Source organism: Fictibacillus sp. NPDC058756 (genome assembly GCF_042746035.1).
In the GTDB taxonomy this organism is placed as follows: Bacteria; Bacillota; Bacilli; order Bacillales; family Fictibacillaceae; genus Fictibacillus.
On the sequence record NZ_JBHYPU010000001.1, the window covers coordinates 2,534,443 to 2,558,891 of the forward strand.

Below are 24,449 nucleotides of genomic sequence, written 5' to 3' on the forward strand. Positions count from 1 at the left end.
ACACTATGTTTTAAAATATAGTGTATGCCTTTTACATAAAAATCGGCAAGGTATATGACCCATAATTCCCCTTTGACATCATCCTGACACATTCCTGAATGCTTGCTAAATTAAAAATGTAAAATCATTTACAAGAACACTTGTTCGTGTTATTCTGATTATAGGTTAGATATTCCAACGCCTAACCTCCCCACCAGCGAGACCGGCCACCCCAGCCGGTCGTTTTTCTAAAATAAAAAAGGCTCTGCATACAACAAAGTCTGCAGAAACCTTTCCATACTAATATCTAAAATCCATCCGCTGCCTTTTCACCCACAGCCAAACACCTGTGATGAGATGAATAGCTATTACAACAAAAACTGCACCATATCTTTCCGTAATCCAGCCTACAAACCAAACTAGCGGCAGTGTTAATAACAAGTTCACGAGCATCAACACCCATGATGTTCTGGCGATGGCCACGATAAAAAGAACGATAGGCAATATAATAAAAAACCAGAATAGAATACTTTGAAATAATGCCATAACTTCCCCTCCGCCTTTCATTATATAAGGGGTTCGTTACTTTCACCAGCTTTACACTGGTACTTTTTCTTTCAGATCCATATCAGTTGTTTCTTCTGTTTCTTCAACATCGTATTTAGGCAATGTGAACATATAGAACAGTCCAACAATGAAAAGTGCTCCACCTACTACCCAGAACAGCGCTTCAACTGATAAAAATTTTGGGAAGAACGCAGCGATCAACGCAAGTGTTACCGTATGTGAAAGCATATTAATCGGTGTGATTGCACCTTGAACACGTCCCATCATCTTTGGGTTCACGATTTTTGGCAGCCATCCACCTAAACCGATGTTTACAAGCGGGATACCAAGCCCCATTAGAGCGGTAAAAATAAAGAAAACCCAAATGTTCTCAGCTAAGGCACAAAGACCTATTGCTAAACCACTTGCAAAAAGACCAATAATAATCGCCGTTGAGAGCTTTATCTTCTTAGCAAGCATCGAACAAATTACACTTCCAGCTAGGACTGACACACCAAACACAACACCCATCCACATCATCATTTGCTCATAATTTTCAGGGGCAAGTTTGTATTTCATGATAAATGCTGGCATGACCGATAAACCGCCATTTACTACACCGAACAAGAAAAAACCAAAAATTAAAGACATCAGCAATTTAGAATTTTTTATATAGGCGAAGCCTGCACCAAAGTCTTTCCATACCATCCCGATATTAATATCTTTAAACTTATGTTTTCCATTCGGCAAACGTACTTTTTCATTCACTTTCATACTCATGATCAATAATGCGGAAACCACATATGTAACAAGGTCAAATGCGATAGCTCCTTGAATACCGACACTCCAGTAAATAAAGATCGCCAGCATGTTTCCAAAAAGCATGAACATGCTTCCAACCATCTGATTCAATCCTGCAGCAATCGCATATTCATCTTTGGATAAGATTCCTTGTACCATGGCTTGGTCCGCTGGGAAGAAGAACTTGCCGACGGCACTCCTCAAAAATAGAATTGCAAATATTAACGGCATCCAATCCAGCCAGATTGCACCCATTAATGCCAAACAAAGGACAGCGCAAATCCAGTCACAATATAAAGCGATCTTCTGACGGTCCATTCTGTCAGCAAGCACACCAACAATAAAAAAGACTGCTAATGTAGGCAGTGAATACATCAACTCTGCCAGCGTCGCATAAAACGGCTGTTCGCTAAACTTATCCAGCAAATAAAACATAAATGCTGTAACACCGATGATGCTTCCCATCATTGATGTAAATCCAGCTAAAAAAAGCTTACTGAAGTTTCGGTTCTGAAATATTTTCAGAAAATCCTTCATTTAAAAACCCCCATTTTTGTATGTAACAATGTTCTACTACCATTTTCTACCTAATTCCATCTTTTGTAAATGTTTTTTTAGGTTGAACTTTCCGCATTATGACGATACTCTAGACAGAGAGCAAAATAGAGAGGATACTAACATGATTCATTTATTTTCACACAATGATTTAGACGGTAAATCGTGCGGTTACCTGGCACAGCTAGCTTTTGGAGACAACTGCAAAATTTCTTATTGTTCACATGGAACGATCAACGACCGTGTGGAACAGCTTCTGGATAACCCAAAAGAACGAAAAACAGAAATTATTATTACAGATATCGCTGTAAACGAAGAATTAATGATGCGTCTGGACGAACGTTCCAATGCTGGTGGAAAAGTTAAACTGATCGACCACCATGCAACAGCACTTCACTTTAACGGATTTGACTGGGGCCATGTGCAAGTTCGCTATGATGATGATCGCCTGACTTGTGCAACTTCTCTTTTTTATGAATATTTATTGGAGAACGGCAAGCTGAAAGACACAGGAGCTCTAAAAGAATATGTAGAGCTGGTCAGACTTTATGACACGTGGGAATGGTTTGATCAAAAGGTCGAAGCGAAACGTCTAAACGACTTATTTTTCATACTTCCTCCAGATAAGTTTGAGGAACAGATCATGGACCGCCTAAAAGGTGATTCATTCGAGTTCTCTGAAACGGAAACAACGATTCTTGATCTAGAAGAAGAAAACATCGCTGATTACATTAAGAAAAAGCAGCGGCAAATGGTTGAGATTTGGGACACTTGGTCCCTAGGTGAAGGATCTGAGGAGAAGACGTACAAGATCGGTATTCTTCATGCTGAACGTTATCATTCAGAACTCGGCAACGAGATCAACCGTGAGAATCCTCACTTAGATCTAATTGTAATCTTGAACATCGCAAACAAACGGATTGGACTGCGTACCATTCATGAAGAAGTGGATTGCTCGATTTACGCGAAGCAGTATGGCGGCGGCGGACATCCTAAAGCATCTGGAGGAACAATGACACCAGAAGCATTTGAGAAGTTTGTTGTAGCAGCTTTCCAGGAACAGCCGCGCAGAATTGATGCACCGAAGAACGAACAAAACGTTAAAGAAAACCCTGATGGAACCATGTACGTGAATAAATACCAGGATGTTTCAAAGATCTACTCAGATGATAACGAAACTTGGCTGATCACACATAAAACCCATCCAGTCGATGAAACGTTTGATAGTTTCCAATCAGCTGAAAACTATGTGAAACGCCATTTTGAAGGCTGGCTGATGCGTGATGATGAAGTAAACAATAATTAAAACAAAGACTGGCTCAAAAAGGTTGTAAATCCAACCAAAATGAGCCAGTTTTTTTGATTTGTACACATGATTGATCTGAAACTAGGTATCCTAATGACGTAATAAAAATATTAGGAGGAAATCCCTATGCATAATCAAGATCAAAATCAAATGCAAAACGGAACTCAAATGCCGCAAAATATGATGGGAAATCAAGCTATGAATAAAAACCATGGCGGCCACGAGTTGTTTGATGCGCATGAAGTCATTGCTGGTATCATCAGCATGCTTGATCAATATCAAATGTATGATCAGCACATTAAGGACCCGATCTTAAAAGATATCAACCACCGGCAGTCCGCATTTGTAACTCAAATGTACAATACAATCGTTGATTGCTTCAGTACTGGACAAGACCCAAAAGTTGCGACTCAGCAATACAAAATGAACCAGGATAACAATGTTGTTTATGGCATTAAGCCGGGAGCTCCGAAAAAGCCAAATCAATCTGTGAACGATCTTTCAGACAAAGGATTATCTGCGTACATGTTAGGAAACACAAAGTCATTAGCTACGCTATTAGCCATGACAGCACTTGAGATGACCAACCCTGTATTACGCCGTGTTGTCGCAGATAGTGTTCCAAACTTTATTGAAATGAGTTACGAGATCTTTTTATATCAAAATAAACATGGATATTATCAGGTTCCGCAATTGAAAGATCAAGATATGACTGCGATGCTTCAAAGTTATGCTCAAGCTCCACAGCAAAACAATCCTAGGAATATGCCTCATTAAAAATGGCTTACTTTGAAACAGCAGATGGCGTTTCTTTATCTTATCGTGTTAAAGGAGACGGGGTGCCCATCATCTTTATCCACCCTCCCCTGCTTACATCTGAAAACTTCACTTATCAGGAAGATGAATTATCAAAAATATATAAGGTAATCACTTTTGATATTAGAGGCCATGGCAAAAGTTATTATTCAAGTTCTCCTCTTACGTATCCACTAATTGTAGAGGATATTAAACAGCTCCTGGATCATCTCGGTATTGATAAAGCCTATGTAAGTGGATATTCGACCGGCGGTTCTATTGTCTTGGAGTTCTTACTTACACTGCCAGATCGAGCTCTTGGCGGGATCATCATAAGCGGCATGTCTGAAGCACATGGTGTCTTAAAAGATAAAATTGAGCTAGGGAGATCTCTTGCTGCCCAGGATGCCGTACCGCTTATTGCATTATCAGTTTCCAAGACGAACTCAAATAACAGCGAGATGTTCCGACTGCTATTTACATCATCAATGAAAGGTAATGCAATAAATATCGAGCAGTATTATGCTTACAGTGCAGAATACAATTGCACAGATCAACTCTCGAACATTGATCTGCCAATTCTTCTCGTTTACGGGAAGAAAGACCGCCAGTTTCATCCATATGCCAAGATATTGCATAAAAAATTGAAACACGATGAATTAAAAATCGTTGATAATGTAAAGCACCAGATACCAACAAAAGCTGCTGATGAGCTGAATCAGTACATTAATGAATTTATCATGAGCTTAGCAGCAAATTAAAAGAACTTTCCGCTCGGAAAGTTCTTACTTTTTATTCAATAATACCTGTATGGTTAATGTTAAGGTCCACATTGACGTTAACTTTAACATCGGGATACAAAGCTTCCTATTCTTTTAATTTAAAATCCCGATAATGAGCTTCATATTTTGCCCCTAAACCTAAAGGATCTACATCGTTATCCTGAAAGATTTTTATAATTCTTTGTGCACCTTTTTTAATATTGATCTAAGTGTTTAAAGATTTGTTAATTACTAGTGGTCTGCCCTTGCAGCCTGTAGAGCATATTTGTCAGCGTTTTATTCAACATCGTTAATTCCCCATTATCCATCGACATGTCTTCCACTAATTTAGAAGGAATGCATTCTGCTTGTTCTTTTAGTTCTTTACCTTTATTGGTTAAAGAAATAATCACACTTCTCTCGTCTTTAGCTGACCGTTTTCTTTCAATAATTCCATTGGTCTCCATTCGTTTCAGCATCGGTGTTAAGGTGCCCGAATCCAAAAACAATCGTTTTCCTATTTCTTTAACGGTCATCGCATCTTTTTCCCAGAGCAGCAGCATGACCAAATATTGAGGATACGTCATATCCAGATCTTCTAACAATTTTCTGTACAGTTTCGTGATTTCACGTTCAAGAGTATAAATTTTAAAGCAAATTTGGCTTTCTAATAACAAGGGATTTTGATCTTCCATAATCGATTCCTTTCCTTCCTTCATCGCTTCTTTTTTATTATACATTAATTTTGCACAATTTAATTGTTTGACATTATTATAGTTAGCTTCTATTATTTAATTGTGCACAATTAAATTTTACACAAATAAAAGGAGTGTTATTCAATATGGAAAAGTTATATACAGCAAAAGCAACAGCTGAAGGCGGAAGAGCGGGAACGGTTAAAAGTAATGATGGTGTATTAAGCCACAAGTTAGCCATTCCAAAAGGACTTGGTGGATCTGGAGACGAGAGTGCAACCAATCCTGAACAATTATTTGCTGCTGGTTATGCAGCTTGTTTTGACTCCGCTTTGAACCTTGTAGCGAGACAATCAAAAAAACGGATTGAATCCAAAGTGACTGCTGAAGTTTCAATCGGTAAAGATACAGATGGCGGCTTTAAGCTGGGAGTCGTGCTTCATGTAGGGGTCAGCGGAGTATCAGAAGAGGAAGCTCAAGAACTTGTTCAAACAGCACATGGCGTTTGCCCTTACTCAAAGGCAACAAAAGGAAATATAGAAGTAGAATTAAATACAGAAGTATTGTAATAAAATTATGGACCACATTGTTGGTCCTTTTTTTATGGAAAAATTTCATTTGACCCGTATCCAGAAGGCACTCTCTAAGCTATAATTATTCAAAAACGAATAATTATTCAGAATTGTATAATAAAATCGCTACTAATAATCGAAAGGGATGATTATTTTGACCTCTTCTTCTACATGGAATGAAAACGAACAAATTCTTCATTCATTAAAAGACGATATTTTAGTAACAAACTTAGATGGAATTATTCTAAAAGTCAGCGAAGTTACAGGTAAGATTTACGGTGTGGATTCTGAGAGCCTGATCGGAAAATCTGTATATGATCTTGAAAGACAAGGATTATTTACCCCGATACTAACCCCTATGGTAGTAAAGGAAAATAAGAAGATCACCTTTGTCCAAACAACGAATAAAGGAAAAAAACTGCTCGTAACAGGCATCCCCGTGTATAACGAAAAAGGTGAGCTTTACAGGATTGTCAGTTATTCGCATGATATTACTGAACTAGCAGAATACAAAGATTTTTTAATTACAATGGAAGAAGAAATGGAACGTGTCAAAAGCGAATTGGATCTGTTGAGAAGTAAGCAGCTAATGGATGCTGGAATCATAGCAAACAGTGAAGATATGAAAAAGGTAATCAATACAGCACTTCAATTATCTGTAGTCGATGTGAATGCGCTGATTCTTGGAGAATCTGGTGTCGGAAAATCACTTCTTGCAAAATTCATACATAATAAAAGTCAGCGAAACAAAGGGCCGTTCATTGAGGTAAACTGCGGTGCCATTCCAGATTCCTTGTTTGAAGCTGAATTATTCGGCTACGAACCCGGTGCATTTACAGGTGCACATCAAAAAGGAAAGTTAGGGTTGATCGAACTCTCTAATGGCGGAACACTCTTTTTAGATGAAATAGGTGAATTGCCGCTGCATCATCAAGTAAAAGTGTTAAAAGTAATTCAGGAAAAGCAGTTTTATCGTGTAGGTGGAACCAAGCCAATCAAAGTGGATTTCCGTTTGATCTCTGCGACGAATAAAGATTTGAATACTGCTATTCAAGAGAAAAGGTTCCGGGAAGATCTATATTTTCGATTAAACGTTGTTCCTGTAACAATCCCTCCTCTCCGAAAACGAACAGAAGACATTGTACCTCTTATACATTTGTTGCTGCAGCAATTTGAAGAGAAGTATAATCGCGAAAAGAAATTAGATGAAGCGGTCGTGCACCACTTGTTGCATTACGAATGGAAAGGCAATGTGCGGGAACTTATTAATATTATGGAAAGATTAGTCGTTCTCTCACCTTCAACCCTTATTACAGTAGAACAGCTTCCAGACCATTTAAAGGAAGGTCCTACCCTTTCTCCGCCTTCATTTATTAGCGATAAAACATTGAAAGAACTATTGGAAGAAACGGAAAAACAAATTTTATTAAAAGCGAGAAAAAAATACATAACGACAATACGTATGGCAGATGCACTTGGGACAAGTCAACCTTCAATTGTTAGAAAATTAAAAAAGTATAGAATTTATTAACATTTTGGCACAAAACTTGCATGGATATTCTGTATAGATATTTTTTATTCAACTAGAGATTGAATATCCAAGGAGGTCATTTTGTGTCAACAAACTGGAGTCATCTTGTAACGGAAATGCCCGATCTATTAGCCCCCAGTATGGCTAAGGATCATCCAAACCTACCTGTAGTAAAAGCGGAAGGCTGTTATTACTACGGATTGGACGGAAAGCAATATCTTGATTTCACTTCTGGTATCGCAACAGCTAACACGGGCCATCGTCATCCGAAAGTCGTACAAGCGATTAAAAATGGTGCTGACCATCTCATGCATGGCCCTTCAGGTGTCATCATGTATGAATCAATCTTGAAGCTTTCAAAGGAATTGGCAAAAGTTTTACCTGGTGATCTCGATTGTTTCTTCTTTGCTAACAGTGGTACAGAGGCAATTGAGGGAGCGATCAAACTAGCCAAGCATGTAACAAAACGTCCGTATGTCGTTTCCTTTATCGGCTGTTTCCATGGCAGATCGCTAGGTGCATTAAGTGTTACAACTTCCAAAAGTAAATATCGGAAATTTCTCCAGCCAAATGGTCTTGCCTATCAAGTTCCCTATGCGGATGTTAAGGGTTGTCCAACTGGCATGGATCCTGAAACGTATGTGATTGAAAAACTGGAGAAGGATTTTGAAACCTTATTTAATCATCAAGTAACACCAGAGGAAGTAGCATGCATGATTGTAGAGCCTGTTCTTGGTGAGGGAGGCTATATCGTACCTCCAAGTGGATGGCTAAAAAAAATGAGAGAGATTTGCGATAGACACGGCATCCTGCTCATTTTTGATGAAGTCCAAACGGGATTCGGACGCACTGGTGAGTGGTTTGCAGCACAGACTTTTGATGTCACACCTGATATTATGGCGATCGCAAAAGGGATTGCATCCGGACTGCCTTTAAGTGCTACTGTCGCTTCTAAAGAACTGATGAAGCAATGGCCGTTAGGAAGCCATGGAACAACTTTCGGAGGAAATCCGATCGCTTGTGAAGCGGCACTTGCTACGATTGCTGTTTTAAAAGAAGAAAAGCTTGTTGAGAACTCGAAAAACATGGGGGCATATGCTTACGAACGGCTGAAAGTCTTACAGCAAGAATCTCCTGTTATCGGGAGTATCAGAGCCCTTGGTCTCATGATTGGCATCCAAATCGTTGATCCTTTGACTGGAAAGCCTGACGGAAACGGTTTAATGACCATCCTAGACAAATGCTTAGAAAAAGGAGTGCTTTTCTACTTATGCGGAAACCATGGAGAAGTGATTCGGATGATTCCTCCTCTAACGGTTAATAAAGAACAAATCGATCACGGCTTGTCTGTTTTAGAAGAAGCAGTTTTAGAATATCAGAATGAACTTCACATGCAGTTAAGCGGAAGCTATCAAAAGGTATGACTTCAATCTTTCTATAAAAAAGGAGGTTTTTTAACATGCAAGCACTTGATACCGTTATTATTCTTTTGTATTTCGCAGTATTGATCGGGGCTGGCGTTATCGGTTCAACGAAGGCAAAGACATCCGAAGACTTTAATCTAGCAGGTCGAAATCTCGGAATGTTCATGTATCTAGGTTGTTTATCGGCTGTTATTTTAGGTGGAGCTGCAACTATCGGAACGACAAAACTTGGCTATCAATTTGGGATTTCGGGTATTTGGTTTGTATCTATGATTGGTTTAGGCATTATTCTTTTAGGTACTATTTTTATTAAAAAGATTAATTCGTTAAAAGTTACGACGATCAGTGAACTTTTGGGTAAAAGGTATAAATCAGAAACACGTCTGTTAAGTGCTATTGTTGCTTCAATCTATACGCTTATGATTGCCGTCACTCAAGTGATTGGAATGGGTACGATCATTAACGTACTATTAGGCTGGAGCATTACAACCTCTATGCTTGTTGGTGGTAGTATCGTCCTCTTTTACACGATTCTTGGCGGAATGTGGAGTGTTACAGTTACAGACATTATTCAATTTGTCGTGATGACGGCTGGAATCTTCTTTATCATGCTGCCTATGAGTCTTTCAAAAGTAGACGGTTTAGGAAATCTATTATCCACGTTACCTGAAACTCATTTAGATTTTACTACCATCGGCTATCAGCAAATTTTTCAATATTTCCTGCTGTTTGCACTTGGAATGGTTGTTTCCCAAGATATTTGGCAGCGTGTATTTACAGCTAAATCTAGTAAAATAGCAAGAAACGGTTCTATTTTTGCAGGAGTATATAGTTTTGCATATGCGATTGCTGGGAGTATCATCGGGATGTGTGCATTCATTGCACTTCCTAACTTAGAGAATCCTCAAAATACGTTTGCTGAGATGGCTCTTACCATTCTTCCAACGGGGATTTTAGGTCTTGTTCTCGCAAGCGTCTGTTCTGCTCTAATGTCAACAGCATCCGGATCATTGCTTGCTTCATCAACATTAATTACAAATGATATCTTAAAACAGTACTTTTTAAAGAACTCAACAGATCGTCAACTTATAACAGCATCCAGAATAACTACCCTCTTTATTGGATTGATAGCGATTACGTTTTCCATCTGGATTCAAGACGTATTGGTGGCGCTTGATGTTGCCTATGCCATTCTTTCTGGAGCCATATTTGTTCCGCTCGTCATGACTTTCTTTTGGAAAAGAGCAACACCAAGTTCTGGATTTTATTCGATCTTAATCTCAACAGTTGTTGTATTAGTGGGGCTCTTTTTGGAAGGACTGACTGCAACAAATCCTATTCTATATGGTATGACGGCTGGTCTTATAAGTTTGGTAGGTATTTCATTGTTCACAGGACCTGCTTCTGAATTTGATGTGCCGTTCGACGAGGATGAAGAGGACGTGGATGAAGAGGAAGCACGAAAACAAGCGTAACAATAATGAAACCTTCCAGTCTGGAAGGTTTCTTTTTTTGGTTGTTTTCTTATACTTTGTTGCAATTAGAAGTGGTTGATATCTGCTCCAGGTATTACTATCATCTTGTCAACGAAGCGTGTAACCTTCACTTGCCCCCAAATATTTCAATAACTTTCCTTCGTATTCTGCCAGCAAAACGTCGTCTCTTTCTTTTGCTGAAAAGATTTTCGCACCAATCGGCAGACGAAAAATAAAAGAGTAAAGGTTACTTAACACTTATAAAAAATATTCCCTATAATAAACAATAATGCCGATAAACGATGCTGCCGTATAAACCAGGGCTGTGTAATAAGCATAAGTCGGTTTAAATGCCTGTTTCTCTTCTTCTACTTTAATGCCAGTTATAGCCTGAGTTTGTACACGAACCATGTTGGAAGTCAAACCGCCGGTCGAAGTAAAATATCGTATGATTAGGGTGCATGCTAACCCAACAAACAAGGATAAAATTCCAGCCAAAAACACTCGCTAGTCCAATTGATCCCTAACATGATGATCAATGCGATTACAGAAATCATTATATTTCTCATACATTTCCCTCCCGCTTTTTAATACAATCGACCCAAGAGGAAGAAAGTTCCATAAAATAACGCCCGTGCGAATTCTTTCGCATCAGGCGTTAACAATTAATATCTGGTATTTCTTTCACTCACTCGTTCACTTAATATATATCGGTATTGTGCGGTGCGGAATAGTTTTGCCTCTAATGCATGTTTCGATTGGGGTAAGATCAAATTTGCGGTGTTCTTAAAGTGGACGCTGCATGTGTCGGAATCAACAGCTTCTATTCGCTGCACATGTGACTGTGATAACCAGATGCACGTTTCGTTTTTTGGTGATTCTACGGGAAAAAAGAAAATGCCTAATTCGAGGTTGATCATGATTGGGGATAAACTCACATAGCCCATAGAACGGCGGACCGCTTCTCTCCTGCCTTCGTAACTGGAGCCGAAGAACAAACAGCTTTCATTAATGATTTTTATCGGACTGAGTGCGACTCTTTCATTCTTTTCTGATTCCAATATTTCGGTATGAACTACTCCGAACTCATTGTAAAACGGCAAGAGTGCCATCGTGCTTGTGTTAATTTCGTAGGAACCTAGAAGCATTGTTTTTTCCATCTATACATCCTCCTATTTTCTGTTTTGTTCTACCTTCTCTCCTTTTCATTATTTTGAAAGCAAAAAACTCCCAATAGGTAAATTATACTAAGTCTTTTGACAGGATTCTAGCTATTTTTACAAAAATTTTAATAATTTAAATATTCAGTAAAAAATTTCCACAGATTGGTTTGAACGATGACGATTGGTGGTATACATAACAGGGCGAAATTCCTTGCTAATTTCGACCTATATTTCCAACTACTACATTTATCAAAGAGGCTGATGAAAGATGGCAAAAGGTGATCTGTTGATCATTGGTGGCAATGAAGACAAAAGCGATAAGAAAATGATCCTCTCCAGGTATGCTGCTTTATGTAAGAACCGTCCAGGTCCAATCGGGATTCTGACAACAGCATCCGGCTATCCGGAAGAAGTAGGCAGCGAATATCATGAACTGTTTCACAAATTACATGGCACAAAGCCACTGCTTTTCCATTTGGATTCCCGTGAAAAAGCGGAAGATCCTGAATTGCCCATGCAGCTCTCAACTCTTTCCGGTTTGTTCATGACAGGCGGAGATCAGCTGAGACTGACAAGTATTCTTGGCGGCACCACTTTTTACAAACACCTTTTTCAGGAATGGAACGGCGGGTTAACCATCGGCGGAACGAGCGCTGGTGCAGCTGTTATGAGCAGATTGATGATTATCTCATCCAAGCTTTTTGAAAAAGAGGACGTTTCTGTTCTAGAAATGGGCTCAGGCTTCGGCTTCTTAGAAGACGTGATCATTGACCAGCATTTTTCCCAGCGCGACCGTTTCAGCAGGCTGATGCGCGCCATCGCGTTAAATCCTCAGATCATTGGCATCGGAATCGATGAAAACACGGCAATCTGGGTACATAACGAAGGCGAGCAATTTGAAGTAATCGGCGAATACAACGTCAGCATCTTCGACGGCAAAACATCAACTTATGTAGATGTTGCTGAGAACAAAGGAAACATGACGATTTCCGATATCCGCTTCCATACATTGGGTGCGGGCGCGGTTTTCAATTTACACAAACGAGAATTAATCATCTCTTAAGGAGCGAGCGTAATAAATGAAAATCAATCGCGTGAATTATTTAACGGGACCTAATCTTTACAGCTTCAAACCAACCATCTGGATTGAGCTTGATATAGAAGAATTTGAAGAAAAACCGTCCAACCTATTACCGGGTTTTACAGATAAATTATTAAAAGTCATCCCTTCCCTTCATACTCACACATGTTCGAGAGGCTACGCGGGCGGATTTGTGGAACGTCTTCATGAAGGAACGTGGATGGGACATATTTTAGAACATATTGCGTTAGAGATTCAGCATCTTGCTGGTATTAAAGTCAAACGAGGCAAGACGATTACTAGTGAGCGAAAAGGAATCTACTTTGTTACGTATGATTATGTAGAACCGAAGTCAGGCTATTATGCGTTTGAAGCAGCGATTGAAATCGCAACGGCTATTCTTGAAGGAAATGAAATCAGCGCAGAGTCCTATATAAAGCACACTTCTGACCTTTATCATCTGCATAAATTAGGTCCGAGTACAGAAGCGATCTACCATGCAGCTCGAAGCCGCAAGATCCCAGTGGAACGAATCGGAACAAACAGTTACTTAAGACTTGGAACCGGAAAAAAACAAAAATCCGTGCAAGCGACGATTTCTAGTCAGACCTCTTATCTTGCCGTTGAAAATTCGTGTGATAAAGATATGACGAAAACATTATTAAAAGGCGCGGGTCTTCCTGTTCCAGTGGGCGATGTTGTGTCCAATGAATATGAACTTCTTCAGGCAGCTGAGAAGATCGGTTATCCCCTTGTAATCAAACCGCTTAACGGCCGGCAAGGTCAAAATATCGTGACCGACATACAAAATGATGAAGATCTGTTAGCAGCTTTTCGGGTTGTGTACAGTGAGGGAACGCAGTACATTCTCGAACGTTATTATTCTGGCAATGACTACCGCTTTTTTGTAGTAAACGGTGAATTGGTTGCTGCGAGCCTGCGACTCCCCCCTATCGTGACGGGAGACGGCTACAAAACAATCGGTGATTTAATTGATGAAGAAAACCTGGATCCATTACGGGGCGATGGTCATGAAAAAGCGATGAGCAAGATTCCGCTGGATGAACGTACAGTCGTGCATTTAGAAAAATGCGGCTACTCCCTGCAATCCGTTTTGAAAAAAGGACAAGCCCTCGAAGTGCTTGGAAACGCAAATCTTTCAACAGGTGGATCTGCGTTTGATGTAACAGATGAAGTTCACCCTTCTTACCGTAAAATGGCCATTGAAGCTGCAACTGCGGTAGGTCTTGATATTGCCGGGATCGATATCCTTTCGACAGATATAACTGTTCCTTTTGTAGAAGGGGAAGCTGCTATTTTAGAAGTAAACGCGGCTCCAGGTATCCGCATGCACCTCTACCCTTCAAAAGGAAAAAGTCGAGATGCCGGCGGGGCAATCGTTGATTATTTGTTCTCTTCCCGTGAAGAATCCGCGATTCCTGTCGTGGCGGTAACTGGAACGAACGGGAAAACGACAACTTCCCGATTAGTTGCGCACCTTTTACAAAAAGAAAATATAACAGTCGGATTTACATGCTCTGATGGAGTATGGGTCGGCGATCAGCAGCTGGATTCCGGCGACTGCAGCGGACCGAGAAGTGCCCGCAAAGTGTTGTCACACCCCGCCGTTGATGTTGCGGTACTTGAAACAGCCCGCGGAGGCATGCTTCGTGAAGGTCTTGCTTTCCGTTATTGTGATGTTGGCATCGTAACAAACGTGAGTGAAGATCATCTTGGCTTAAATGGCGTCGAAACATTAGACGATCTGAAAAGATTAAAACAAACCGTGGCTGAAGTAGTACTGCCTGAAGGCACATGCGTGTTGAATGCCGATGATCCACGTTGTGTGGACATGGCACAGCACACGAACGGTGAAGTCGTCTTCTTCTCGCTGTCCGTCATGAATCCCGAGATCCAGAAGGGACTAAAGAACGGCGCAAAAGTATGGTATCTCGAAAATGACTGGGTAATGTTCAGTGAGAACGGCAAGGCAGAAAGATTCCTTCCTGTTTCCCATATCCCGTTAACGATTAATGGTGCAGCCCGCCATAATGTTGCGAACGTACTTGGAGCACTTGCTGCTGCTCATTCATTAGGACGCCCTTTATCTGAACTGCGCAGCAAAGTGATTACGTTCCTTCCGACTGAGAACCAAAACCGCGGGCGCTTTAACGTGGAGAACATCCATGGCCGGACGATTGTGGTAGATTACGCTCACAACCCAGCAGGGCTTAAAGCTTTGTTTGAAACCGTGGATCAGCTGAGAAATGGCGGTCGTGTGATTACGGTTGGATCAGCAGCGGGAGATAGACAGGACCATAACATTCAAGAAATGGGCCGCATCTTTGGCACCCATTCGGATATTTTAATCATTAAAGAAGATGTGAATCTAAGAGGACGCACACCTGGCGAAACGGTTCATCTTCTCTACACCGGTGTAAAGGAATCAAAAAATAAAACAGCTGTTCATGTTTATCCGAAAGAACCTGAAGCGATGCTCCAGGCATGGGAGCGATCACAGCCCGGCGATACACTCGTATTCCTGTACGACGAGTATCCATCCATTCAAGGAGTTCTGCAAAAAATCAAAAACTCTGAATCTGTTTCCGTCTTACTGAAAGCAGAATAATAGAAAAAGAAAAACAGTGCATCCATCCCTGAGCAAGGGAGATGCACTGTTTTTTATTGAGCCTCGCCGAGGTCATGGTCATCAAAATATCTGACATAAAACAGATCCTCATTTTGACTGCCACTTCCATTTTGAGTCAATCTTGGATAATCATTTTCATCATACTTCTTTCCATTATTCCAACCAAAGTACATGGTTTGCTCCAGTTCAAAGTTGTTCACATATGGTTTATCCAACTCCAATTTCAATACGGAATTCATAAACGATACCCAGTCATGCGGCAAAATACTAGAGCCATATAAAGTTTCCAAACTTATTTCTTTTTCCAATAGTACACCTGGCTGATAAATATCAATGTCCCCTGTAATATGGTAGTTTCTATCTCTTGCCAAATAGAGTTTCATAGATTTCAAGTTATCATCAGGATGAATGTTCCAAACAACACGGTATGAAGTAGGATCTTCTTTATTAATCTTCCATATACTCGGCTGTCCGCCCGTCTGTATCGAAGTAACATTCCATTTATATTTATCCCATATCCAGAAGCTTTTTCCATACTCGTTGTTCTTCGTGATAAACGGCACAAATACATGGCGATCATCAACAAAAATAGTATCTTGAACCTTTACTGCACCGGTATTTAGAAGAGTGCTGTTTATTTTTTGAAGGAGTTCGTTGTTTTCTGGGAGTGCCCGTGGCTGTGCAAAATAAAACAAGTAAGCCGCTGCAATAATTAATAGGGATATGAAAATGAACCCATACTTTTTATTCATTTTGTAACCCCCTCTGATAGTAAAGTTTCTTCAGAGCGGTAATAGATTTGTTTTTCTGGTGTTGTGATCAATAAACCTTTCCCGTCCTTCTCAATATAAACGGTGTTGTTTAAAGCACTTCCCCATTTAGGTTTTGTACCAGCTAGCTGATAAGGAAATCTTTCAACACGTTCATTAGGCACATCAATAATTTCAATCTGTTGATACCACTCATCACTGTCAATGGTCTTTCGGTTCATGTTACTTAGTTGTTTATTTAATACTTCTTTTTTAATTTCCGCGTCCCTCGCCGATGGATGAAGTTTGATCAATTGAATATTTTCCTTATTCGCTATATAAGTCGTGATTTCATTTTCTGGATATAGTGTGTTCTGAATCGGTATTGACATAAATGTTGCCGCGAGAAAGATGAAGTTCGCGATGAACCCCAGCCACGCAAAACGTCTGTACTTTACCCACTTCTCAACCTTGTTTCTGTAGATAAAATACAAAATCCAAACGCCAAGCGGAAGGATTGGAATCTTAACGAAAGCATCAAAGCCAGGCATTGTAATAGAAAATGAAAAAAGGCCAACGATTATTACAATAAATGCTTTCTCTTTCTTCGGTTTCTCCTTTTGCTTTTTATAGATGCGATAAGCAAGAACCCCAATCACGATAAAAGCCAGGATATCCATCAACATTGACGGAAAATGGTTTACGAAATAAAACTTGATGATCAGCACCCCTTTTTTCTTAAAAACTATCTATATACTAAACTATGTATGCACTACCAATTATTGCATATGAACAAATGAACTTCCATGCTCCCATGAAAAAAACAGCCCAATTTTTAATGGGCTGCTTTCATCTACTTTATTAAATGTACATTCCTTTTTTTATTTTGATTCGCTTGTTTTGCGTGATAGCTCCAAGCATGAGTTACGATGTCTCTTAGATCTGGATATTTAGGAGCCCACTGCAGTTCATCACGTGCTTTTTGTGAGTAAGCAACAAGCACTGCAGGATCCCCTGGTCTTCTTGAAGATGTTTCCACTTTGATTTCACACTGCGTAACTTCCCGACACGTTTCAATTACTTCCTTTACTGAAAAGCCTTTTCCATTGCCCAGGTTGTAGACGCCGCCTTCATTTTCGTTTCTGATTTTGTTTAGAGCACAATAATGAGCATCCGCTAGATCCATAACATGAACATAATCCCGGATACATGTGCCATCTGGTGTAGGATAGTCGTCGCCAAATACATTTACTTTGTTCCGTTGCCCTAATGCCGCTTGCAAAACAATCGGAATCAGATGCGTTTCAGGATGGTGTTCTTCCCCAATACGTCCTTCAGGGTCTGCACCGGCTGCATTAAAGTAGCGGAGTGAGATCGACTTTATGCCCTGTGCTTTTTCCGCCCAATAGAGCATTTTCTCTATCGCAAGTTTAGTTTCACCATAAGGATTTGTCGGGATTGCAGGGTCCTCTTCTTGAATCGAAACGTGCTTCGGTTCACCGTAAATTGCCGCGGTTGAAGAAAATACGAGTTTTTTTACATTGTTTTTGTTCAACACTTTCAGCAGTGAAAGTGTTCCAGCCACATTGTTTTCATAATAGGATAGTGGATCTTTCATGCTTTCACCCACAAGGGAATTAGCCGCAAAATGGATCACCGCTTCAATCTTGTGATTTTGGCAAATGTAGCTCAGCAGCTGCTCGTCATGTAAGCTTCCCATATAAAAAGGAACGTTGTTTAAAACCGATTGCCGATGACCAGTTAATAGATTATCCAGCACAACAACAGATTCACCTTTTTCTTTCAGGTATAGAACCGTGTGACTGCCGATGTACCCTGCTCCGCCCGTTACTAAAATTGTCATTTCACTATCACTCTCCATAACAAATAGGGTGACTTTTTGATACAAGTCCTCTTTTATTTAAGTGTTTTAACAACAATCGCTTGTGAAGCACTCTTAATGAGACAGCCTTCCAAGTCTTCTTCTTTTATTAATCCAAGCGTGAGGGCAGACTTCACTTTTTCTTCATCAGGTTTTGGAACATGATGAATCAAATCGGTCATGTTGAGTTCGGTTAGCCGGTGGACCGTCTTCTCATCATTAAACTTTTCCGACTTTCGAATTTGTCTTTGCAATTTGTAGTTGTTGACGGTAACCTCGCCTTTTTCGTTCGGACCCACAAGCTTATCGAAATAAATATGAAAGACTTTCTTCAGTTCATCCAGTTCCTTTTCGAGCTCTTTCTTCTTGGCACTTAGCGTGTTGTATTTAATGACAAGATCTTCAGATATCGTGTAATCCGTTTTGTTTACAGACACTGCTCGTCCTCCCCCAATACCATGAGATAGTTCATTTTATTGTGGCTCGGGAGGAAATATACCAAATGAAAAAGCCAACTCACTTTTATGGTGAGCTGGCTCCTATTAATCGTTTTGTTCCTGATCTTTATCTATCTTTTTCGTACCTTTACTTACATACGGTTTTGGACCTTTTTTCTTGCTGCTTGATTTCCAGCGGTTCCAGCCCTTTTTGCCAGTTCCCTGACCTACTCCACTCTTTTTCTTGCTATTAGCTTTTGCTTTACTCATCATAATCACTCCATGCACATTCTATTACACAGTATAGAGCAGAAATGTGGTTTTTACTACAGGTCATTCAAATATACATAGGTTACTTTTCAGATTTTGATAAGCATCGTCAATTCGTCTACGATTCCAGGCGTGGAGCTGATGTGGTAATTGTTCTCTGGGAAAGAAGCCGATTTCCTCAATTTCATCATTTGTAGTCCAATTTTCTTGTCCGGTTTTAATGGCTCGAAATAAAAGCACAAGATCGTTCTTTATTGGTGCAGAATAGATCGAGATTAGATGAGAAACGTCTACATTATACCCCGTTTCTTCAAAGACCTCCCGCTTAACACCATCAATAGGCGATTCGTTTGCTTCAAGATAACCTCCAGGCAGTGTCCAATTGCACGATCCATATTTGATCTTAACAAGCAGGATGCGGTTGTGTTGATCAAATATAGCAGCGAAAACGCCTACACTAGTCATGGCGGTACCTCCTCTTGGTGTAAACTGAGAAATTGCTCGGTTAACTCATTTTTTTGTAATGGATGCCCTTAACTTCTCGGCATCAGCTTGGTCCAGCTTCCCATACTTATGTTTGTTTGAATCAACGATTTCCGCTACTCGATCCTTATTAAACCAAATCTTATACTCCTCTAATCTTTCGGGCTCGTTCGGATTATATTGGTAGAAAAATGTAAGCATCATGTCTTCTTTTCTGACCATCTGGACTTTGGCGTTTTCCCATTTTACTTGTCTAAAGATAGAGGAAATTGTTTGAATCCGATCTTCTTCCGTTATCATATGTTCTCCGGAATGATCTTCACCGATTTGGTAATCCACTCGAACTAGTTTTTCATTATTACATCCAACTAAACTTATCAACACAAATAACATTACAAACCACTTTTTCATAGATTAATCTGCCGGGTTAATAATCGCCATCTGCTGATGATCTTCCCACTTTCCGTTGATCTTCACATTTTTACGGGCAAGCCCTTCTTTTTCGAAGCCTGCTTTTTCTAAGACACGAATGGACCCAATGTTACGAGGCATGACTCCTGCTTCAACCCTGTGCAGCTTCAATTCCTCGAAAGCATACTTCACGATCAGCTTTACCGCTTCAGTTGTATAGCCTTTTCCATTGTGCCTCTTATCTAAAAAATAACCGACAAACGCACTTTGAATGGATCCGCGCATAACTGCAAACAAATTAATCGTACCAATCAAATGATCTTCATTTGTAAAAATACCAAAAAAGTAATCGAGATCTTGTTTAGCATTTTCAGCGAACATTTGAAGTCTTTTCCGATGAGTTTCAAGCGTATAGAAATCTTTAGCACGCTCCATCGCATACTTCTCAAAGAAATCCTTGTTTTCCACCTGCACCTGAAGCAGTTCTTCAGCATCATCTACATTAAGTAAGCGAATATAAATGTTCTGTCCAGATAACTTTTGCTTCATATCAATACTTTGGTTCATTTCCATTCCTCGTTTCTTCTCTATATTCAATCTTATGTTTTGTATCGTAGATCGGCTGGTCTTTCATCACATCAATTTGCCTTCCCATCGTGATATCATCATATGGTGTGTATTTATTGGAAGGCATCTTTCGTTTAACGATGATCCGGTAGAGGATGAGTCCAAAAACTACAGCATAAAAGATAATTCCAGCAACCGTCATACCTCAGCCCCCTATTTTTTTGAAGAATCTTTTTCATTGCCTCTTTTAAAGTTGCCTGTCACTTTAGCAAGAATCAACTGCACCTCGTTGTCGGTTGCGGCTTGCTCAATTCTTTTGATGATTTTCTCCGCTTCCTCTCCCTTTAGGGTTGTTACTTGTTTGCCGTGATAATCAATAAAGACCATGTTATTCTTCGTGACTCTATAAGTAAAAACCTCTTCTTCTAGCCGTTTTCGTTTATCGATATTCCCCAATTCGTTAATCACCTCTTAAATAGTCAGAGTTTATGACTAAATACTTCCTGCCATTTTATATTTTCATAACCGATACTTTTAAATTGATGGGCTTCTTTTCTATGACCACCTGAACGGAGCCGAACTTCAAGGTATCCCTTTTCCTTTGCCCATTCCTCCGCTGTTCTCATTAACTTCTTACCGACTCCTTTTCCTCTATATTCTGTATCAACTACTAATCCACCAATTTCGGCATATTCCAACTGAATGATACATTTTCCAAACACATGCACCCAGCCGCAGATCAAGTTTTCCATTTCATACAAAAAGATCACACTATCTTTCTCCTAATTAATCTTTTCAAGTCGTTCTTCTACTTGTTCAACCCTAATTTGGTTGCCAAGCAGCAAACAAAGTCTAGCAATCTCATTGGCATCTGCTATCATTGCACGTCGAATCATCCAGAGCTCACCTTCTGTCATTTTGGGGTTTACCACATATTTCTATTGCATTTGTTTATTTCCTTTTTATAAATTGAAAAGCCATAATATATCTATAGCGATTAATAAGCGTACCAATTAAAAAGTAAAGGGTTCTCTTTGTCGTTTAAAACAAAAAAACAATGCAAATAGCCAACTTATTCGTATTTGAATAAGTTGGCTTATTTATATATATCAACGCTGATTACTCCACAAACAGACAGGCAACTGAAAAAGTGGTGCCAAAAATCAGTTACTAGGTGCCCCTGGCGGATAAAAGTAAGGTGGAACTTTAATCCAACCTCTTTTTCTCATAGCAGTTTTTAGTTCCATTCCAAATATCATTTTCTCAGCATGAAATCTTGCCCACATTAGTCCAATATCATTTCGGATACATTGACTCATGTTAGTAGAGCACATAACAATATTTGCAGCTATTTTAATAGAAATCAAATTAGCAATTTCCTCATCAGTTGCTTTTACACCTAGTGGAACACTGTTTGGATCGGATTTAGGTTTTGATTCCGCCACTTGGGACAATGGGATACCTTCATTAATCATGAAATTCCTTAGAACATCTAGTTGATGTTGGGCAAGGTCCAGACAGTTATTTATTAAACTAATCAATTCATTATCAGTTGTCGTGTTTAGAGATGCTTCTAATGCAGGTATTACTTCTGCTAAAGCTGTGAAATAAAGCCAGCATCCCATTGCCTCTCCAATGTGCGGACGAGGTTTTGGTTCATTATCATTCGTGGTTTTAATGTAGTCGATAATTGCTTCGAAAATGTTAGGCATCAGATCAACTCCTATTTTAATAAATTGAAGATATTACGAATTATTTCCTGATTTGCTTAAACTATGCAAATGTATCAGATGTATAGTTCGAAGGGTACATGAAGAGGTACGCTTATTGTTTTTATTGCTTTAGTGTTAATAATTCCGTTTCCACAGTTTACTCACCTATACATTTATTCAATGTATAAAGACCCTTGCTCTAACATCCCGCTACAAGAAACAAAAGGACTGATATGCCAAGAAAAAATAGATTTCAATGTTACACCTTCCCGGCAATTGACTTTTTCATTAATACCAAAAGTATGTTATACTAGTTATAGTACAAAAACTTAGGGCTTTCGACTTTTCTTAGTCACCCTCCGTTCTTCGAAGGGAGTGCAAGAAATGGAGAAAATCAGTGTATTTATGGATGACTACCGGAGTCCGCCAGAGGGTTATGTGTTTGTCGAAACCATCGATGAATGCATGGAACTCTTGCGAAACTTCGACATCGAACATCTGTCATTAGATCATGACCTTATAAGTAAAACAAGAAATGGTACAATGCTCATTCAAATGATGATTGACGAGAAACTTTTCGCAAACCGTATTACCATACACTCCGCCAATTCAGTCGCCGGAAAAGGCATGTATAACCACTTAAAACAAGCACAAAAAGATCTTATTATGCCGCCAACCATTATCGTGTCCTTACGACCTTTGCCTCTCAAATTCATCCCGCCACGTGTTCTGCAGCATTATATGGACGTCATGTAACTCACAATCCCTTTTACACAAATGCTTAAACATATAAACTGAGGAAACAGCCACAGTTTACCGACATCAAAGATCACTTGGCATAGTGGCTGTTTCCCCGATTTGAACAAACCAAGAGATAATCGTTGTACTGTCCCTCACACCTTTCATTCTAACTTCTTCTAATAATTCCCAAACACCTTCTGAAACACTTACACCATTAAAAATACCTTCTACCGCTTCAGGATCTGCAAATGTTACACCAGGACATTCGGTTAATCCATCAGTTGTCATAAAAATCAGGCTTTCACCTTGTCTTAACTCTTTCTTGCCGGTGCTGTAGCAAGGTACTGGCATCTCAAACGTGTTTACCTCACCCACCCATTCGTAAAAACTTCTCTGGTTCAGCTGCCTCTCACCAAGCGCTATTAATTCAGGATGAAACACGTGCAGGATACAATCTCCTACTGAAAACCACCACAAGTATTTTTCTTTCCGGATAACAATCATACAAGCGGTTTCTCCCGTAGTTTTACGACAAGCTTCCATAAAATCCTGCGCCTGAAAAATATCTAAAATGAAGGAGTCCATTTTTTTTAACGCCTTACCCGCCGGCAGCATCAGCACCTTCTGAATCTCATCCTTCCTTTTGTTAAAATGATTAATTACCAGCGCCACACTAGCAGCGGTCTTGTGGCCATCAAGGATCATGGTGAACTCCCAATCCCCCATTCCATTTACCCAAACCAAACAACCGTCTTCGTTTTTGTATTGACCGGCAGAAGAGTTTCCGCCGAATCTTCCTACTGCCACATTTTCAACCAAGCTTACATCTAATTCATCAACGAAATTTTTGTCACTTCCTACCCAGCTCAATTCACTCATAGGGGTTCTCCTCCAAATAACTCTTTATCCGTTCACACACCAGTATGATCTCAGCGTTTTTGCCGAATGGAGCTTCCGGCCAGTCGTAAACTTCCCATGGACCCCAGTATTCTTCAGGTGTATTTGGATAACGCGGGATGATATGCATATGAAGATGCGGAACGGAATTACCAGAAACAGCTGCATAGATGTGCTCCGCCTTTTCTGTCTCCTTTATTGCTTTACTCACTCTGGCCATAATAACACCAAATGCTTTTGCCTCATCCATCGTCATATCACCTAGAGACGGAGCGTGCCGCTTCAAATCAATCATTATATGACCAAGATAAGAAGGTTTGCCTCCCTTATCGATGTGCCCTACATAAACATACTCATCTTCATAGATCTTGACGCCTGAAGTTTGAATATCCCCTTTATGTTTGTTGCAAATAAAACAGCTCTCACTCATCTGCACTCTCTCCCCTATATAAATATAAAAAGCCCATCGTCTCTATAAAGAGACGATAGGCTGTTCCTAACGTGGTACCACTCTTCTTGGTTTGCTGTAAAAATACAAACCTTCTCAAGACTCCTTCACGGGAGTTAACCGTTCAGATCTACATATCAACCTGACCGCTCCTAGGCGAGTTCGGGAAATCTATCGGCTGCCTTTCACCAAATCAGCAGCTCTCTACACAACAGAAAATCCTTACTACTCCTAATCAAAGCGTTTATTCTATGGAAAACTTTTACTAATCATAAGAGTATTTGAAAATTCTGTCAAGAATCTTTTTTTGCTGTTTTCGTTATCGATTGTTGCTTTCTTAACTTTTTTACTTCTTACTGGATTTCTTGCTGGCTGCCCAAAATGCAAAAATAATCAATGGAATGGCGATAAAGAACGGAATATTGATATGACTGCTTGTTATAAAAGCCAAAAACAGTAAGACAGTCATTCCGATAATAATATACAAACAACCTCTTCCAAATGTCTCCATGCTCATC

30 protein-coding genes and 1 other annotated feature are annotated in these 24,449 nt (G+C 39.8%); of the genes, 10 read left to right on the plus strand and 20 right to left on the minus strand.

Annotation, left to right across the window (positions count from 1 at the left end; all coding sequences use genetic code 11):
- Nucleotides 1–279 precede the first annotated feature (279 nt).
- Together ACFW35_RS12855 and ACFW35_RS12860 are read right to left on the minus strand one after the other, a co-directional pair.
- Entirely contained in the window at nt 280–525 is a 246-nt protein-coding gene (locus ACFW35_RS12855) for a hypothetical protein (RefSeq protein WP_379846199.1), read from the minus strand.
- 51 nt (nt 526–576) lie between these two features.
- Nucleotides 577–1,863 (minus strand): MFS transporter, encoded by a 1,287-nt coding sequence (locus tag ACFW35_RS12860; protein WP_379846200.1) that lies wholly within the window; start codon nt 1,861–1,863, stop codon nt 577–579.
- Between the two features lie 142 nt (nt 1,864–2,005).
- Between ACFW35_RS12860 and ACFW35_RS12865 the strand changes: the two genes are divergently transcribed.
- The 3 genes from ACFW35_RS12865 (at nt 2,006) to ACFW35_RS12875 (ending at nt 4,743) form a co-directional block, all read left to right on the plus strand.
- Nucleotides 2,006–3,187 carry a DHH family phosphoesterase gene (locus ACFW35_RS12865; protein WP_379846202.1) on the plus strand — a complete coding sequence of 394 codons (1,182 nt, stop codon included), beginning with the start codon at nt 2,006–2,008 and terminating at the stop codon, nt 3,185–3,187.
- A 126-nt stretch (nt 3,188–3,313) separates the two neighbouring features.
- Nucleotides 3,314–3,964, plus strand: a complete 651-nt coding sequence (locus tag ACFW35_RS12870; RefSeq protein ID WP_379846203.1) for a spore coat protein — start codon at nt 3,314–3,316, stop codon at nt 3,962–3,964.
- A gap of 2 nt (nt 3,965–3,966) precedes the next feature.
- Nucleotides 3,967–4,743, plus strand: a complete 777-nt coding sequence (locus ACFW35_RS12875; protein ID WP_379846205.1) for an alpha/beta fold hydrolase — start codon at nt 3,967–3,969, stop codon at nt 4,741–4,743.
- A 245-nt stretch (nt 4,744–4,988) separates the two neighbouring features.
- Here ACFW35_RS12875 and ACFW35_RS12880 read toward each other — a convergent pair whose 3' ends face one another.
- Complete coding sequence (locus tag ACFW35_RS12880) at nt 4,989–5,483, minus strand: MarR family winged helix-turn-helix transcriptional regulator (protein WP_379846206.1); 495 nt, start codon at nt 5,481–5,483, stop codon at nt 4,989–4,991.
- A 101-nt stretch (nt 5,484–5,584) separates the two neighbouring features.
- Between ACFW35_RS12880 and ACFW35_RS12885 the strand changes: the two genes are divergently transcribed.
- The 4 genes from ACFW35_RS12885 (at nt 5,585) to ACFW35_RS12900 (ending at nt 10,440) form a co-directional block, all read left to right on the plus strand.
- The gene (locus ACFW35_RS12885) at nt 5,585–6,007 is read left to right on the plus strand and encodes an organic hydroperoxide resistance protein (protein ID WP_379846208.1); all 423 of its coding nucleotides are present in this window, start codon (nt 5,585–5,587) and stop codon (nt 6,005–6,007) included.
- Between the two features lie 157 nt (nt 6,008–6,164).
- Nucleotides 6,165–7,541: a sigma-54 interaction domain-containing protein gene (locus ACFW35_RS12890; RefSeq protein ID WP_379846209.1), complete on the plus strand. Its 1,377-nt coding sequence runs from the start codon at nt 6,165–6,167 to the stop codon at nt 7,539–7,541.
- Nucleotides 7,542–7,624: 83 nt separating this feature from the next.
- On the plus strand, nt 7,625–8,965 hold the full coding sequence (locus tag ACFW35_RS12895; RefSeq protein ID WP_379846210.1) for an aspartate aminotransferase family protein: 1,341 nt from the start codon (nt 7,625–7,627) through the stop codon (nt 8,963–8,965).
- A 35-nt stretch (nt 8,966–9,000) separates the two neighbouring features.
- Nucleotides 9,001–10,440, plus strand: coding sequence for a sodium:solute symporter (locus tag ACFW35_RS12900; RefSeq protein ID WP_379846212.1), 1,440 nt, complete (start codon nt 9,001–9,003; stop codon nt 10,438–10,440).
- Between the two features lie 258 nt (nt 10,441–10,698).
- Here ACFW35_RS12900 and ACFW35_RS12905 read toward each other — a convergent pair whose 3' ends face one another.
- A complete protein-coding gene (locus tag ACFW35_RS12905; protein WP_379846213.1) occupies nt 10,699–10,920 on the minus strand; it encodes a hypothetical protein in 222 nt (73 codons plus the stop codon).
- A gap of 185 nt (nt 10,921–11,105) precedes the next feature.
- On the minus strand, nt 11,106–11,600 hold the full coding sequence (locus tag ACFW35_RS12910; protein ID WP_379846215.1) for a competence protein ComK: 495 nt from the start codon (nt 11,598–11,600) through the stop codon (nt 11,106–11,108).
- Nucleotides 11,601–11,871: 271 nt separating this feature from the next.
- Here ACFW35_RS12910 and ACFW35_RS12915 point away from each other — a divergent pair, with 271 nt between their 5' ends.
- Together ACFW35_RS12915 and cphA are read left to right on the plus strand one after the other, a co-directional pair.
- Nucleotides 11,872–12,666, plus strand: coding sequence for a cyanophycinase (locus ACFW35_RS12915; protein ID WP_379846216.1), 795 nt, complete (start codon nt 11,872–11,874; stop codon nt 12,664–12,666).
- Nucleotides 12,667–12,682: 16 nt separating this feature from the next.
- Nucleotides 12,683–15,313 carry a cyanophycin synthetase gene (cphA, locus tag ACFW35_RS12920; protein WP_379846218.1) on the plus strand — a complete coding sequence of 877 codons (2,631 nt, stop codon included), beginning with the start codon at nt 12,683–12,685 and terminating at the stop codon, nt 15,311–15,313.
- Nucleotides 15,314–15,366: 53 nt separating this feature from the next.
- On the opposite strand, the gene ACFW35_RS12925 is transcribed toward cphA, so the two are convergent.
- The 12 genes from ACFW35_RS12925 to ACFW35_RS12980 form a co-directional block, all read right to left on the minus strand.
- Nucleotides 15,367–16,086: a hypothetical protein gene (locus tag ACFW35_RS12925; protein ID WP_379846219.1), complete on the minus strand. Its 720-nt coding sequence runs from the start codon at nt 16,084–16,086 to the stop codon at nt 15,367–15,369.
- Nucleotides 16,083–16,811: a hypothetical protein gene (locus tag ACFW35_RS12930; protein WP_379846221.1), complete on the minus strand. Its 729-nt coding sequence runs from the start codon at nt 16,809–16,811 to the stop codon at nt 16,083–16,085. The genes ACFW35_RS12925 and ACFW35_RS12930 overlap by 4 nt, the downstream gene beginning before the upstream one ends.
- A gap of 125 nt (nt 16,812–16,936) precedes the next feature.
- Nucleotides 16,937–17,947 carry a UDP-glucose 4-epimerase GalE gene (gene galE, locus ACFW35_RS12935; protein ID WP_379846222.1) on the minus strand — a complete coding sequence of 337 codons (1,011 nt, stop codon included), beginning with the start codon at nt 17,945–17,947 and terminating at the stop codon, nt 16,937–16,939.
- Nucleotides 17,948–18,000: 53 nt separating this feature from the next.
- Nucleotides 18,001–18,402 carry a hypothetical protein gene (locus ACFW35_RS12940; RefSeq protein ID WP_379846224.1) on the minus strand — a complete coding sequence of 134 codons (402 nt, stop codon included), beginning with the start codon at nt 18,400–18,402 and terminating at the stop codon, nt 18,001–18,003.
- A 105-nt stretch (nt 18,403–18,507) separates the two neighbouring features.
- Nucleotides 18,508–18,672, minus strand: coding sequence for a DUF3934 family protein (locus tag ACFW35_RS12945; protein ID WP_379846225.1), 165 nt, complete (start codon nt 18,670–18,672; stop codon nt 18,508–18,510).
- A 63-nt stretch (nt 18,673–18,735) separates the two neighbouring features.
- Nucleotides 18,736–19,137, minus strand: a complete 402-nt coding sequence (locus tag ACFW35_RS12950; RefSeq protein WP_379846227.1) for an NUDIX hydrolase — start codon at nt 19,135–19,137, stop codon at nt 18,736–18,738.
- Nucleotides 19,138–19,182: 45 nt separating this feature from the next.
- Nucleotides 19,183–19,566, minus strand: coding sequence for a hypothetical protein (locus ACFW35_RS12955; RefSeq protein WP_379846229.1), 384 nt, complete (start codon nt 19,564–19,566; stop codon nt 19,183–19,185).
- A 3-nt stretch (nt 19,567–19,569) separates the two neighbouring features.
- Complete coding sequence (locus ACFW35_RS12960; protein WP_379846231.1) at nt 19,570–20,133, minus strand: GNAT family N-acetyltransferase; 564 nt, start codon at nt 20,131–20,133, stop codon at nt 19,570–19,572.
- Nucleotides 20,117–20,335 (minus strand): DUF3951 domain-containing protein, encoded by a 219-nt coding sequence (locus ACFW35_RS12965; RefSeq protein WP_379846232.1) that lies wholly within the window; start codon nt 20,333–20,335, stop codon nt 20,117–20,119. Before ACFW35_RS12965 ends, ACFW35_RS12960 begins: the two co-directional genes overlap by 17 nt.
- 11 nt (nt 20,336–20,346) lie before the next feature.
- Nucleotides 20,347–20,589 (minus strand): hypothetical protein, encoded by a 243-nt coding sequence (locus tag ACFW35_RS12970; RefSeq protein ID WP_379846234.1) that lies wholly within the window; start codon nt 20,587–20,589, stop codon nt 20,347–20,349.
- Nucleotides 20,590–20,612: 23 nt separating this feature from the next.
- Complete coding sequence (locus ACFW35_RS12975; RefSeq protein ID WP_379846235.1) at nt 20,613–20,903, minus strand: GNAT family N-acetyltransferase; 291 nt, start codon at nt 20,901–20,903, stop codon at nt 20,613–20,615.
- A 393-nt stretch (nt 20,904–21,296) separates the two neighbouring features.
- Nucleotides 21,297–21,845, minus strand: a complete 549-nt coding sequence (locus ACFW35_RS12980) for a DUF3231 family protein (RefSeq protein WP_379846237.1) — start codon at nt 21,843–21,845, stop codon at nt 21,297–21,299.
- Between the two features lie 384 nt (nt 21,846–22,229).
- Between ACFW35_RS12980 and ACFW35_RS12985 the strand changes: the two genes are divergently transcribed.
- Nucleotides 22,230–22,601, plus strand: a complete 372-nt coding sequence (locus tag ACFW35_RS12985; protein ID WP_379846238.1) for a cyclic-phosphate processing receiver domain-containing protein — start codon at nt 22,230–22,232, stop codon at nt 22,599–22,601.
- 66 nt (nt 22,602–22,667) lie between these two features.
- Here ACFW35_RS12985 and ACFW35_RS12990 read toward each other — a convergent pair whose 3' ends face one another.
- The 3 genes from ACFW35_RS12990 to ACFW35_RS13000 form a co-directional block, all read right to left on the minus strand.
- Nucleotides 22,668–23,465: a protein phosphatase 2C domain-containing protein gene (locus ACFW35_RS12990; protein WP_379846240.1), complete on the minus strand. Its 798-nt coding sequence runs from the start codon at nt 23,463–23,465 to the stop codon at nt 22,668–22,670.
- A complete protein-coding gene (locus ACFW35_RS12995) occupies nt 23,458–23,913 on the minus strand; it encodes an HIT family protein (RefSeq protein WP_379846242.1) in 456 nt (151 codons plus the stop codon). Before ACFW35_RS12995 ends, ACFW35_RS12990 begins: the two co-directional genes overlap by 8 nt.
- A 45-nt stretch (nt 23,914–23,958) precedes the next feature.
- Nucleotides 23,959–24,179 (minus strand) — a binding site (T-box leader).
- Between the two features lie 98 nt (nt 24,180–24,277).
- Nucleotides 24,278–24,442, minus strand: a complete 165-nt coding sequence (locus ACFW35_RS13000; protein ID WP_379846243.1) for a hypothetical protein — start codon at nt 24,440–24,442, stop codon at nt 24,278–24,280.
- Nucleotides 24,443–24,449 lie beyond the last annotated feature (7 nt).